The organism is Campylobacter canis, assembly GCF_045504005.1.
Taxonomy (GTDB): Bacteria; Campylobacterota; Campylobacteria; order Campylobacterales; family Campylobacteraceae; genus Campylobacter_A; species Campylobacter_A canis.
This window is the reverse complement of the sequence record NZ_JBJJXH010000008.1, coordinates 21202-33839: the sequence shown is the minus strand read 5'-3', so window position 1 is coordinate 33839 and position 12638 is coordinate 21202. Positions and strand designations below refer to the sequence as shown.

The following is a 12638-nucleotide window of genomic DNA, read 5'->3' as shown; positions in this document are numbered from 1 at the left end:
TAATTAAAATTGGAGAAATTTATGGACGTTAAGCAGACTTTAGAATCTTTGAGTATAGAGACAACCGATAGCAAGCTATTTTGCGAGCTTAAAAGCGTGATGAACAAAAACTTTTCCAAAACACTTGGACAAAAACATAAAGTTATATCGTTTTATGACGAGAGTGAGCTTGTGCAACGTAAATATTTTTTTAAATTTATAAGCAAACTTTACCAAAAAGCGCATAGCCAAGAGCTTGATATAAAATTTGCCGAATATAAGACAATCAAGCTTCTTTACAAGCAGCCAAATTCGCTTAAAATCATAATATCTGCCGATGTAAAATTTGCAAAAAACGAAGTGAATTTCAAATTTGAAAAACCAAACGCTCTTTTTATAAGCTACATCTCTCAAAAATTTAAAAACTCGGAAATTTTCACGGACGAAAACCAAGATAATCTAACGATAATAATCAAAAATAGCAGCCAAACCAAAGGACTTGACGAGCTATTTAGTAAAAACGAACATATGTATTTTGCCGTGAATTTTAACTATAAACAGAGAGAATTTATCAAATTTAAAAGAGAGATAAACATACAAAATTCACAAAAATTCGTAAAAAGATTTTCAGCGCTTGCAGGGCTTTTTGATGAGCATTTTAAAACACTTGAATGCGATATAAACAGTAGCTTTCAAAGCGTTAGAAGCAGATATCTTGAGCTGGTTAAAATCTATCATCCCGATCGTCATGCAGGCAAATCAGCTAAAATTCAAGACGAATATCGCATGAAATTTGAAAATATCCAAAACGCCTACGAAAGCTTAAAGCCGTATTTTAAAGAGCAAGAAATTTTCATAAGCGCATAACTTATGGTAGCTTAAAAGTGTTTTAAGTGCCAATAATATAGATGTATTAAAATTCGATCTAAAATTTAGACTAAACCCTGCACACCAAACAGTATAAAACAATATCCGGCTTAACCTTGCATCAGATAAATTCTCTTGCGCTGGCTGGAGCTAGCGATATTTAGCGCCTTGCGGTATTTTGTGATAGTTCGCCTAACCATATTTACGCTAAATTCCTTTTGGATAAGCTCTAAAATTTTAAGATCGCTTAACGGCTTTTTAGGATTTTCATTTTTAACTAAATTTGCGACGAAATTTTTAAGAGCGGCATTTGAAATCTCCTCGTCAACAGCAGCCGAAAAGAAGCTTTTTATCGGTATCGTGCCTCGCGAACAGACAAGATATTTGTTCGATATCGCGCGCGAAATGGTAGAGGGATTACGCCCCAAGTCATCCGCGATATCTTTTAGTCTCATAGGCTTTATATCGCCTCCAAAAAAATAATCATACTGATACTCAACTATCATCAAAGCAATCTTTTTTAGCGTAGCTTTTCGCATATCAAGAGCATCTACGAGGTCTTTTGCCTCTTTTATACGCGTGCTTACAAACTCGCTTTTCTCATCAAGTCCTTCGGTATCAAGCAAAATTTCAGGGTAAAATTCATCATTTATAGCTATCTCAACTCTTCCGCCGGAAGTATTTATGAAGATATCTGGAATTTTAGCCGGCGAGTCGCTTAGATACTTGATCGCGGGTGGGTTTTTAAATTTACGCACGATAGAAATAGCCTCATCATACCGCTTCATTTTTTTTAAATTTTGCGCCAAATTCTGCAAATTTTCAAAATTTTCGATGATAAATTTAACATCTTTTTCAAGCTCGCCATCAAGCTCAAATTCACCCATCTGAAATAAAAAACTCTCTTTATAATCCACCGCGCCCACGCCACAAGGCTCCAGATAGGCAAAGCGCGCCCTAACCCGCTCTACTTCGCTTCTATCAAAGCCCGTAAAAACTTCATCACTCCACTCAAAGTACCCCTCATCGCTAAGGCACTCTATGATTTTATTTGCGATAATTTGGGATTTCTGAGTAGGAAATAACGGCTTGTTTATTTGAGGCAAAAGCTTATCGTATAGACTCTCTTTAAAAACGCTGTAAGTTTCGATATTTTCACTTGAGGATTTTTTTGAAATTTCGCTAAAAAAGTTCTTTTTAGACGAATTTTGATTTTTATGCTCGATCGTTACAAATGGATTTTGCGCCACAAAAGGCTCAAGAGTCTCTTTTAGCTCTTCGATACTTGAACTAAGTATCGGAAGCCAACTTCTAAGAGTATGCGAAAGCTTGCCTTTGGGGGCTATAGATGCGGTTTGCTTCAGCATATTATTCTAAAAGCTTAAAATCTTGTCCGAGATAGTGCGTCTTAACAAGCTTATCGTTTGCAACCTCTTTGGCATTTCCCGAGGCTAAAGGCGAGCCGTCTTTTATAACGTAAGCTCTATCGCAAATCGCCAAAGTCTCGCGCACATTGTGATCTGTTATCAGAACTCCTATGCCTAAATTCTTAAGGTCCCTTACTATGCTTTGTATATCGCTAACTGCTATAGGATCAACACCGGCAAAAGGCTCGTCAAGAAGCAAAAATTTTGGCGTTATTATGAGGCTTCTTGCGATTTCGCAGCGCCTTCGCTCACCACCGCTTAGACTTACGCCCTTTCTTAAGCGAATCGGCTCGATATTAAGCAAATTTAGCATCTCATCTACTTTTTGCTCCTGAACGGCTGCATCTTTATATAAAATTTCAGCCCCGAGCAACAAATTTTCTTCTACCGTTAAATCCTTAAAAATGCTTGATTCCTGAGGCAGGTATCCTATGCCCATGCGAGCGCGCTTGTGCAAAGGTACATTTGTGATATCGACACCGTCAAGATAGATATTACCGCTACTTGGCGATATCAGCCCGCAGATCATATAAAAAGTAGTCGTCTTACCGGCTCCGTTTGGACCAAGAAGACCTACAACTTCACCACTTTGTATATCAAGCGAAATGCCTTTGATGATATTTGTCTTTTTTATCGTCTTTTGTAAATTTTTAACTTCTAGCTTATGCACCGCAAACCTCGTATTTTCTTCCTTTTTCATGAGGAGTTATGCAAATTTTTATATAATCTATATCAAATTTCTTAAGCATATTTTCAAGTTCGTCATCGCCCCACTCTACTAAGTGCAAACCCTCTTCAAAGAAATTTTCAAAAAGTCCGTTTTTTATGATTCCTTCAAAGCCGTTTTGGTAGATATCGTAATGAAAAATTCCGTTTTCATACCCTTGCATCACTGAAAACGTAGGAGAGGTAACGTCGGAATTTACACCATGAGTCTTTGCTATGGCTTTTACAAGAGTTGTCTTACCGCTTGCAAGATCGCCCTTTAGGATTATAACTCCTTCTCGCGGCAAAATTTTAATCAGCTCATCAAGCTCGTCTAAATTTAGTATAAATTCTTTTTTCATAGCTCTTTTACATACTCGCTTTGGGCTGATTTTGGGATACTTTTCGTCACAGGGATAGCCAAAACTTCATAACTCATCTCTTTGGCTAAAAATTTAATCGTAATTTTATCGCCGATTTTCACCTCTTTAGCGGGCTTTGCAACAACTCCGTTTACGCTTACTACGCCGCTTTTGCACATATCTTCGCTGATCGCTCTGCGCTTGGTAATATTAACCGTATTTAAAAATTTATCTACTCTCATAAAAGCGATTTTATCCAAAAAACTCTTAATCTAGTAAGTAATTATAATTTTGCGAGCTTCAAAATCAAAATTTGATATCAGTTTAGACACCCAAAAAACGATAAATTTTTAGTAGAAATTAATTAAATTTGGCTAAAATTACAAATCTAACTTTTATAAGGATTTTGTTATGAAAAAAGACGTTAAAAAAGTAGTTTTAGCATATTCGGGCGGTCTTGATACGAGCATTATTTTAAAATGGCTTCAAGACGAATACAAATGCGAAGTGATAACCTTTACCGCAGATATCGGTCAAGGTGAAGAGCTTGAGCCTGCAAGAGTAAAAGCGCTTGAACTTGGCATAAAACCTGAAAATATCTTTATAGAAGATTTGAAAGAGGAATTTGTAAGGGATTTTGTATTTCCGATGTTTAGAGCAAACGCCATCTATGAGGGCGAATATCTGCTCGGTACATCCATTGCTCGACCGCTTATAGCAAAAAGACAAGCAGAGATAGCGGCAAGCATAGGAGCCGAAGGAGTAAGTCACGGCGCAACCGGCAAAGGAAACGATCAAGTTAGATTTGAGCTTGGATACTACGCCATAGGAGATAATCTTACTATAATTGCCCCTTGGAGAGAGTGGGATCTAAACAGTAGGGAAAAACTACTGGCTTATGCGGAAAAAAACGGTATCAAAATAGAAAAAAAACCGGGCAAAAGTCCATACTCTATGGATGCAAATTTACTTCACATAAGCTATGAAGGCTTAGTGCTTGAAAATCCAGCCAATGCACCAGAAAAAGATATGTGGAGATGGACAGTCGATCCGAAAAACGCACCAAATGAGAGCGAAATCATAGAGATAGGATACGAAAAAGGCGATCCCGTAAGCATAAACGGCAAGAGATTAAGTCCTGCGGAAATTTTAGCCGAACTTAACCGCCTTGGCGCAAAACACGGCATAGGAAGACTTGATATAGTAGAAAATCGCTCGGTAGGCATGAAATCTCGCGGTTGCTACGAAACTCCGGGCGGAACGATAATGCTAAAGGCTCACCGCGCCATAGAGAGTATAACTCTTGACAGAGGAGCCGCTCACCTTAAAGACGAACTCATGCCAAAATACGCCGAATTAATCTACAACGGATACTGGTTTTCGCCTGAGCGAATCATGCTTCAAGCGCTAATAGACAAAAGCCAAGAAAACGTAAACGGAAGCGTAAAAGTCGAGCTATACAAAGGAAATGTAATCATACTAGGCAGAGACAGCAAGAGCGATAATCTCTTTAGTGAAGCGTTTTGCACCTTTGAAGAAGATAACGTTTATGATCAAAAAGATGCCGACGGATTCATAAAGCTAAATGCGTTAAGGTTTATTATAGGGCGCAAAAACGGGCGCAAATTTAACTAAAATTTAAATTAAATAAGGATAAGAAATGAAAGTATTACTGATAAAAGACGTAAAATCTCTTGGCAAAGCAGGAGAGATAAAAGAGGTAAAAGACGGCTATGGAAACAACTTCTTAATAGGCAGAGGCTTAGCAAAAGCCGCAACTCCCGATGTGCTCCGCCAATATGAAGCGGCTCAAAAAAGAAAGGCTGAAGAGCTAAAATACGAACTTGCAAATTTAGAAACCCTAAAAGAGCAGCTCGAAAATATAAAGCTGGTTATCAAAAAACCGCTTGGCGCTAACGGCTCTCTGTTTGGAGCTGTTACAAAAGACGAGATCGCTCACGCCCTTGAAGAAAAACACAATCTAGCCATAGACAAAAAGAGCTTTGATACCGACGGACATATAAAATCAACAGGAATTTTTGACGTAGATGTGAAGCTAGGACACGGAATTCACGCTAAACTTAAGCTAGAAGTCGAGGGCGAATAGTGTTTCATGCAACAACCATACTAGCCTACAAAGGCAAAAATAAATCCGTGATCGGAGGAGACGGACAAGTAAGCTTTGGAAACACGGTTCTTAAAGCAAATGCCGTTAAAATTCGCAAAATTCATAACGGCAAGGTTCTAGCGGGCTTTGCAGGAAGTACTGCCGATGCGTTTAATCTATTTGATATGTTTGAAAACAACCTAGAGCACGCTAAAGGCGATCTGCTAAAGGCTGTGATAGAATTTAGCAAAGAGTGGCGTAAAGATAAGTATCTACGTAAACTTGAAGCGATGATGTTGGTGCTAAATCGCGATAAAATTTTTCTGCTAAGCGGCACTGGCGATGTTGTCGAGCCCGAAGACGGAAAGATAGCCGCTATCGGAAGCGGAGGAAATTTCGCACTTTGCGCAGCAAGAGCCCTTGATAAATTTGCACAAATTGACGAAGAAGAGCTTGTAAAAGAGAGCTTAAAAATAGCAGGAGAAGTCTGCATATACACAAATACAAATATAAAAACTTATGTTTTAGAAGAGAATAAAGAATGAATTTAACCCCAAAAGAGATAGTGAAATTTTTAGATGATTATGTAATCGGTCAAAAAGACGCTAAAAAAATCATAGCAATTGCACTTAGAAACAGATATCGCAGAATGAAGCTTGAAAAATCGATGCAAGATGACATTGTGCCTAAAAATATACTTATGATAGGCTCAACGGGCGTTGGTAAAACCGAGATAGCCCGCCGCCTTTCAAAGATGATGGGCTTGCCTTTTATCAAAGTAGAAGCAAGCAAATACACCGAAGTTGGTTTTGTCGGGCGGGATGTGGAGTCTATGGTAAGAGATCTGGTTGCAGCTGCTATAAGTCTTGTAAAAACCGAATTTAGAGAGAAAAATCAAGATAAAATCGATGAGTACGTAGAGGATAAAATCATAAAAAAGCTTCTTCCACCGCTTCCTACGGGTGCAAGCGAAGAGAAAAAGGCTGATTATGAAAGAAGTTATGAGAAGATGAAAACAAGGCTTAAAAACGGAGACCTTGACGATCTAAACATCGAGATCGAGATCACGCAAAGTAGCTTTGACGCGGGAGCTAATGTACCGCCCGACATGGCTCAAATGCAAGAGAGTTTTGTAAAAATCATAGGGCTAAGCAACAAAACCACAAAAAAAGAAATGAAAGTAAAAGACGCAAAAGAAGCTCTTAAAAACGAAGCTAGCGAGAAAATTTTGGATATGGAAAGCATTAAGGCCGAAGCGTTAAGAAGAGCCGAGAACGAAGGCATTATATTTATCGATGAGATCGATAAAGTGGCTGTTAGCTCTGGAAATTCAAGCAGGCAAGATCCTAGCAAGGAAGGCGTGCAAAGGGATTTGCTACCGATAGTGGAAGGCTCAACGGTAACTACAAAATTTGGCGTTATAAAAACAGATCATATTCTATTTATCGCAGCAGGCGCATTTCATATAAGTAAGCCAAGCGACCTCATACCCGAACTTCAAGGAAGATTTCCTCTTAGGGTAGAACTGAGCAGTCTTGACGAGGATGCGCTATATCAAATTTTAACTCAGCCTAAACACTCGCTACTAAAGCAGTACGAAGCTCTTTTGAAAACCGAAAACGTAGAGCTTAAATTTAGTGATGAAGCCGTAAGAACTATCGCTAAGATAGCCCAAAACGCCAATGAAAAAATGGAAGATATCGGCGCAAGAAGGCTTCATACAGTAATTGAGCGAGTAATAGAAGATATAAGCTTTGAAGCTAGCGAAAACAGCGGAAAAACGATAGAAGTTGATAAAGCGCTCGTAGAAGACAGGCTGGGAGATATCATAAAAGATCAAGATTTGGCAAGATATATACTATGAAATCGGGCTTCGTAAGCATAATCGGAAGAACAAATGCGGGCAAAAGCTCTCTTTTAAACTTCTTACTTGATGAAAAAATCACTATCGTATCGCATAAGCAAAATGCTACAAGGCGTAAGATAAGCGGTATAGTAATGAACAGCGAAGATCAGATAATCTTTACCGATACACCCGGGCTTCACGAAAGCGATAAAACGTTAAATAAACTAATGATAAACGAGGCGATGAAATCAATGAGCGATTGCGATGCGATTGTTTTTTTAGCCTCGGTTCATGACTCAACTGGTGAATATGAGAAATTTTTAAATTTAAAACCTTCAGTGCCTCACATCTTGGTTTTAACTAAGGTTGACGAAGTATCAAATGATAAAATTTTAAAAAAAATATCAGAGTATTCTAAATTTCAAGATAAATTTACAGCCCTAATGCCTTTTAGCATCAAAAAACAAACTTACAAAAAGCCGTTGCTTGATGAAATTTGCAAGCTTTTGCCAGAGCATGAGTATTTTTACGATCCTGAATTTTTAACGCCTACCAATAAAAAAGAAATCTACAAAGACTTTATACTTGAAGCAATATATGACAATCTAAGCGATGAACTACCTTATTCAACAGACGTGCTAATAGATAAAGTTAAAGAAAAAAGTGAAATCATAGAGATTTTTGCCTCAATAATAACCGATAAAGAGCTACACAAATCAATGATAATAGGGAAAAATGGCGAAACAATCAAAAGAATTGGTATAAATTCACGAAAAATGATATCAAAATTAACGGACAAAAAAGTCTTTTTAAAACTCGTAGTTGTCGTAAAAAAAGGGTGGACTAAAGACGAAAAGACTATAAAAATTATAAATAACTATTGATTTTTAATTTGTTTTTTATTAGAATTCAAAAATATCAGTTTTACAAAATATATACTGAAAGCGAATTTAAACATGTTTTCTAAAGCCAATACTAAAATTAACAAAAAGAGTTTTGATAAGGCTATAATCTCAATAGACCCGTATTCCATGAATTCTTATGCTTTTTTAAGCAATGAATTCTTATCTTGTGATCCAAACAACATATCCAAAAACAACTTTTTTATATCATACTTGAAATATAAAGATTTAATCATAGGCTCAATAGAAATACCAAAAAACTCCGAAGAAGAGGATATTCTGGACCTTATTACTATAAAAGCCTATGAGGAATTTGACCTTGATACCGCCAATGATTATAAAATAGTATATAACGAGCTAGAAAATACAAAATCAGAAAACAGAATTTTTAACATATTTATAATACAAAGCTCAAACATAAATAAAATATTTAGTTCAATCACTAAAGATGTGCCCTATATAGATTATATAGTAGCAGCACCGTTAATGTTTAGTGGCATATATAAGAAAAATTTAATTCCTCAGCAAACCACCGATGCATTTTTAGTTATACAAGATGATGATGCTTTTTTGGCAGTTTATGAAAATGGTGAATATACTCAGTCAAGACCGATCAGGTATTCTATAAAAAACATGTGCGAAAAATTCTCAGTATTGCGCGAGGCAAGGATAGAGGAAATTGAATTTTCGGATATTTTAAGGCATACGACAAATAAAAAACATATAGATTGCATAGTTCAATTATTTGACGAAATAGGATATTACGTTAGTGATACAATCAACAATATAAGTAGAATTTCTAACTTAAAGATTAAAAATTTATACATAGTTAACACAAAAGACTTACATTTAAATGAGCTTTGTCTAAATATAAAAGAAAAAACAGGAATATCGGTTAGCAATCTAGATATCAATATAGCCATTAACAAGAAAGATACCAATATAAACATAACAAATATTCTGCTCACTACTATCGCTCAAAGCTACAAAGAAGAAAAAAATAATAATTTTAACTTTTCTCCATTTTTAAGACCGCCACCTTTATTTAAAAGATATAGTGGCAAATTGATTTTATCGATAATTTCAGGATTTTTTATTGCCTTTGCATATCCTGCTTATCTTTATATTTATTCGCTTATAGTTCAACAAGAAACAAATATGCTCTCCGAGAAATACATCATAGCAAAAGCCGAGGAAACAAGAATAAAAAATGAACTTCAAAAAATAGCAACAGAATACGAAGAAATAAAATCACTTCTAAATACAGAAAATGAGAAAATAGAGTTTAGAAAGAATTTACTATCTGAAATTTATGATAAAAAGACCAATTACCCGATAAAGAGTGTTGTTCTTTTTGAGTTATCGGAACTAATATCCAAAAAGGACATAAAGATAGGAAAGATAATAAATAATGATAAAAACATAACAATAATGTTAGTAAGTAGCGATGAAAAAAAACTTACTGAATTTATTCAAAATGTAAGCAATGAGGTCAAGTATTCAATATCAACTAAAGAGATAAGTCATAATAATTTGACAAAAACTCCTATATATGAAAGCAATGTTACCATAGAGATAAGATAATGAGAAAAGATAATACTTTATTAAAAATAGATAACTATTTTGAAAACAAAAAGAGTAGCGAGGTTTCAATAATAATTTCAGGAATCTTCTTGATCGTTTGTTATTTTACATATATATTAAGTTTTGATCCTGCACAACAGTTTCATGAAAACACTATGCTAGAAAACAATCAAGTGTCTACAAATTTAAATGAAACCAAGAACTATCTAGCTTCAGTTACGGTAAATGGTGATTTGGATTTTAAAATCAAAGAGCAACAGGCAAAACTATCCAATCTGCAATCAGGCTTAGAAGGCGCTAAATTTACAAATCAATATTTTGATAAAAAATTAAAAGAGCTTTCCTATCTTTTATTCAATGAACAAAATTGGGCTAACTTTCTAGATAGTTTAGCGTATTTAGCAAATCAAAATAATGTAAAAATAGTTAAAATAGCAAATGAATTTAAAAATCCTACTCCTCAAAAAATAGAACAAGTCATAGACATAAAGCTAGACATTCAGGGGTCATTTAAAAATATCGTGGGCTACATAAATTCCATAGAAGAATCTGAGCTTGTAGTGGACATAAATCATATAGATATAAATTCTACAAAAAAAGATCTAGTTGGAAATTTAGGAATCTTTGTATGGGGGATGAAATACTAATGAAAATAATAAAAAGCTTGTTAATAGGCATGATATCAATTAACTCTTTTTTGTTTGCAGACAATAATCAAAGCGACATAAAAGAGTATGATCGTATGTTTGAGTCTATTAATACCCCGCGAAAGGGATTAACGGAAAGTAATTTTAACTCACTACTTGATCCTTTCTTGATTCAAAAGACGTCACGATCTATAAAGAGCGATGATAATAATTCGGTATCTGCCAACATCCCTAAACTAAATGCAATTTTTGGAAATAAAGTTAAAATAGATGGAAAGTGGTATAAAAAAGGCGAGCAAATAGGTGAATATGAAGTAAAAATTATTAAAAAATCAAGCGTAATTCTAAACAATAAAGAACAAAATCTTGAACTAAACATAACACAAGGAAAAAGAAATGTCGATATTAAAATTAAATAAATTAATAGCTAATATTGCTTTTATAGCTTTTTTATTTACATCAAATGCCATAGCAAATGATTGTAAAAGCAGAATTTTTAATATCAAAGTCAATGAGCAAGTAAGTTCTATTGAAATATTAAATCAGCTTTCAGATATGTGCAACTTTAGTATTGTGACCAAAGATCAGTTTGCTAGACAAGCCTTAGCCGAAGAAATTTCAGGTGTAAATATAAAAGATATGACTCTTAATGAAATTTTCAATATACTTCTTCGCGAAAAGAATATTAATTACTCTTTTTCAAAAGGTATTTTAAGAATATCTATGCTTCAAACTAAAACCTTTAGAATAGATTACATAAAATCGGTTAGAGAAGGAACAGCAATAACAAAAGCATCTGTTGATTCAGCGCCTATAGAAGTTGGAAATGAAACAGATGATGAAGGCTCATCAGATATAACAAAAGGTGGTGGCAAGCTTGATAATCTTATTAGAACTATTGAGAAGTTTAATTTTTGGGAAAAGCTTGACACGGAAATAAAAGCAATATTAAACAATACAACAGAATTGGTTGTTGCGCCTGATCCTGTTATAAATGAAAATGCAGGATTAATAACCGTTACAGGAACCGCTACACAGCTTAAAAGAGTATCTGAGTATATAAATGATGTTCAAAATAGACTTAAAAAACAGGTTATCATAGATGTGTCTATAATATCCGTAGATCTTGCGAACAGTTATACAAAGGGAATCGACTGGAGCAAATTTAACATAGGGTTTAAAACAGGCTTATTCAATCAATTTATACCTATAGGAATGACAGAAGAGGTACAGAAGGGTGCTGACGGCAAACCTATACTAGATGGGTCAGGAAAGCCGTTAACATTAAGAAGCTATACATATGGTCAAGCTCCAGGGAACACTATATCATGGTCTTCAAGAAACGGTCAAAACAGTCTAAACAAAGGTCTTACTCAAAGCGTTAATTTAATATCAGGTTTTACATTTAATCTTGACGGAGTTATAAATTTTCTAGAAGTAAATGGAAAAACAAGAGTAGTTTCAAGTCCAAAAATTGCTACTTTAAATAATCAGCAAGCTCTTATATCGGTAGGCGATAATATAAATTATAGAGTCAAACAAGAAAGTTCAAACGATAATGCTTTAAGCGGAAGGACTACAGTTACATATAAACAATATTCAGTCTTTATAGGCATACTACTTAACATACTTCCTGAAATTTCAGACGATAATAAAATTATGCTTAGAATTAACCCTTCTTTAAGTAGCTTTAAATATAGTGAAGATGATACAAGGCAAACAACCGCTATTAGAGAGATAGCTCCCGATACTATACAGAAAAAACTTTCTACCGTTGTTCACGTAAATAGTGGCGATACCATAGTTCTTGGTGGTCTTATAGCACAAAGCAAAGGCAAAGAAAATACTAAAGTTCCTTTCCTTGGCGATATACCTGTACTAGGATATGCATTTAAAAGCACAAAAGATCAAGTAAGAACAACAGAACTTGTGTTTATAATAACCCCAAGGATAGTAGATATATCATCCCCTACCCCAGTAAAACAAACTCTTAAAGATTTAGGCTTTTCTCAATCAACTTACGATCAGTAATATAAAAAACATATCCGCCTTTACATAGTGGCGGATATGCAAATCTTTATATACTATAAATTACCTATTTAAGCTTGACAAAGACTTATTTAAAGGTTAAAATTTCCTAATTTGTGTAATTAATCGATACATCAATTGGTTTTTAACGCACAATAAACATATATTAAAAAGTAGGCTTATA

At 34.8% G+C, this 12638-nt stretch carries 14 protein-coding genes; 10 read left to right on the top strand and 4 right to left on the bottom strand.

Annotated elements, in window-relative coordinates; genetic code table 11:
* Window positions 1-21 precede the first annotated feature (21 nt).
* Window positions 22-846 (top strand): adenylosuccinate lyase, encoded by an 825-nt coding sequence (locus tag ACHJH3_RS08460; protein WP_407064448.1) that lies wholly within the window; start codon window positions 22-24, stop codon window positions 844-846.
* A gap of 110 nt (window positions 847-956) precedes the next feature.
* Here the strand turns inward: ACHJH3_RS08460 and ACHJH3_RS08455 are convergent, their stop codons facing one another.
* From ACHJH3_RS08455 to ACHJH3_RS08440, 4 genes are read right to left on the bottom strand one after another with little or no spacing between them, the layout of a single operon-like run.
* Window positions 957-2213 (bottom strand): RNA polymerase factor sigma-54, encoded by a 1257-nt coding sequence (locus tag ACHJH3_RS08455; protein ID WP_407064447.1) that lies wholly within the window; start codon window positions 2211-2213, stop codon window positions 957-959.
* 1 nt (window position 2214) lies between these two features.
* Window positions 2215-2943, bottom strand: a complete 729-nt coding sequence (gene lptB / locus ACHJH3_RS08450; RefSeq protein ID WP_407064446.1) for an LPS export ABC transporter ATP-binding protein — start codon at window positions 2941-2943, stop codon at window positions 2215-2217.
* Entirely contained in the window at window positions 2936-3340 is a 405-nt protein-coding gene (tsaE, locus tag ACHJH3_RS08445) for a tRNA (adenosine(37)-N6)-threonylcarbamoyltransferase complex ATPase subunit type 1 TsaE (protein WP_407064445.1), read from the bottom strand. The genes lptB and tsaE overlap by 8 nt, the downstream gene beginning before the upstream one ends.
* Window positions 3337-3582: a S4 domain-containing protein gene (locus tag ACHJH3_RS08440; RefSeq protein WP_407064526.1), complete on the bottom strand. Its 246-nt coding sequence runs from the start codon at window positions 3580-3582 to the stop codon at window positions 3337-3339. The genes tsaE and ACHJH3_RS08440 overlap by 4 nt, the downstream gene beginning before the upstream one ends.
* 169 nt (window positions 3583-3751) lie before the next feature.
* Here ACHJH3_RS08440 and ACHJH3_RS08435 point away from each other — a divergent pair, with 169 nt between their 5' ends.
* The 9 genes from ACHJH3_RS08435 (at window position 3752) to mshL (ending at window position 12457) form a co-directional block, all read left to right on the top strand.
* Window positions 3752-4975 carry an argininosuccinate synthase gene (locus ACHJH3_RS08435; protein ID WP_407064444.1) on the top strand — a complete coding sequence of 408 codons (1224 nt, stop codon included), beginning with the start codon at window positions 3752-3754 and terminating at the stop codon, window positions 4973-4975.
* Between the two features lie 25 nt (window positions 4976-5000).
* Entirely contained in the window at window positions 5001-5447 is a 447-nt protein-coding gene (gene rplI, locus ACHJH3_RS08430; protein ID WP_169974540.1) for a 50S ribosomal protein L9, read from the top strand.
* On the top strand, window positions 5447-5992 hold the full coding sequence (gene hslV / locus ACHJH3_RS08425) for an ATP-dependent protease subunit HslV (protein ID WP_169974538.1): 546 nt from the start codon (window positions 5447-5449) through the stop codon (window positions 5990-5992). The genes rplI and hslV overlap by 1 nt, the downstream gene beginning before the upstream one ends.
* Window positions 5989-7311, top strand: coding sequence for an HslU--HslV peptidase ATPase subunit (gene hslU, locus ACHJH3_RS08420; RefSeq protein WP_407064443.1), 1323 nt, complete (start codon window positions 5989-5991; stop codon window positions 7309-7311). Before hslV ends, hslU begins: the two co-directional genes overlap by 4 nt.
* Window positions 7308-8177 carry a GTPase Era gene (era, locus tag ACHJH3_RS08415; RefSeq protein ID WP_407064442.1) on the top strand — a complete coding sequence of 290 codons (870 nt, stop codon included), beginning with the start codon at window positions 7308-7310 and terminating at the stop codon, window positions 8175-8177. The genes hslU and era overlap by 4 nt, the downstream gene beginning before the upstream one ends.
* A gap of 72 nt (window positions 8178-8249) precedes the next feature.
* Window positions 8250-9779 (top strand): hypothetical protein, encoded by a 1530-nt coding sequence (locus ACHJH3_RS08410; protein WP_407064441.1) that lies wholly within the window; start codon window positions 8250-8252, stop codon window positions 9777-9779.
* Window positions 9779-10426, top strand: a complete 648-nt coding sequence (gene pilO, locus ACHJH3_RS08405) for a type 4a pilus biogenesis protein PilO (protein ID WP_407064440.1) — start codon at window positions 9779-9781, stop codon at window positions 10424-10426. Before ACHJH3_RS08410 ends, pilO begins: the two co-directional genes overlap by 1 nt.
* On the top strand, window positions 10408-10845 hold the full coding sequence (locus ACHJH3_RS08400) for a hypothetical protein (protein WP_407064439.1): 438 nt from the start codon (window positions 10408-10410) through the stop codon (window positions 10843-10845). The genes pilO and ACHJH3_RS08400 overlap by 19 nt, the downstream gene beginning before the upstream one ends.
* Window positions 10823-12457 carry a pilus (MSHA type) biogenesis protein MshL gene (gene mshL, locus ACHJH3_RS08395; RefSeq protein WP_407064438.1) on the top strand — a complete coding sequence of 545 codons (1635 nt, stop codon included), beginning with the start codon at window positions 10823-10825 and terminating at the stop codon, window positions 12455-12457. Before ACHJH3_RS08400 ends, mshL begins: the two co-directional genes overlap by 23 nt.
* Window positions 12458-12638 lie beyond the last annotated feature (181 nt).

Excerpts from the sequence above, each read along its gene's own strand:
- ACHJH3_RS08460 (WP_407064448.1), top strand. The coding sequence starts at position 22 with ATGGACGTTAAGCAGACTTTAGAATCTTTGAGTATAGAGACAACCGAT.
- ACHJH3_RS08455 (WP_407064447.1), bottom strand. The coding sequence starts at position 2,213 with ATGCTGAAGCAAACCGCATCTATAGCCCCCAAAGGCAAGCTTTCGCAT.
- tsaE (WP_407064445.1), bottom strand. The coding sequence starts at position 3,340 with ATGAAAAAAGAATTTATACTAAATTTAGACGAGCTTGATGAGCTGATT.
- ACHJH3_RS08440 (WP_407064526.1), bottom strand. The coding sequence starts at position 3,582 with ATGAGAGTAGATAAATTTTTAAATACGGTTAATATTACCAAGCGCAGA.
- ACHJH3_RS08435 (WP_407064444.1), top strand. The coding sequence starts at position 3,752 with ATGAAAAAAGACGTTAAAAAAGTAGTTTTAGCATATTCGGGCGGTCTT.
- rplI (WP_169974540.1), top strand. The coding sequence starts at position 5,001 with ATGAAAGTATTACTGATAAAAGACGTAAAATCTCTTGGCAAAGCAGGA.
- hslU (WP_407064443.1), top strand. The coding sequence starts at position 5,989 with ATGAATTTAACCCCAAAAGAGATAGTGAAATTTTTAGATGATTATGTA.
- era (WP_407064442.1), top strand. The coding sequence starts at position 7,308 with ATGAAATCGGGCTTCGTAAGCATAATCGGAAGAACAAATGCGGGCAAA.
- ACHJH3_RS08410 (WP_407064441.1), top strand. The coding sequence starts at position 8,250 with ATGTTTTCTAAAGCCAATACTAAAATTAACAAAAAGAGTTTTGATAAG.
- pilO (WP_407064440.1), top strand. The coding sequence starts at position 9,779 with ATGAGAAAAGATAATACTTTATTAAAAATAGATAACTATTTTGAAAAC.
- ACHJH3_RS08400 (WP_407064439.1), top strand. The coding sequence starts at position 10,408 with ATGGGGGATGAAATACTAATGAAAATAATAAAAAGCTTGTTAATAGGC.
- mshL (WP_407064438.1), top strand. The coding sequence starts at position 10,823 with ATGTCGATATTAAAATTAAATAAATTAATAGCTAATATTGCTTTTATA.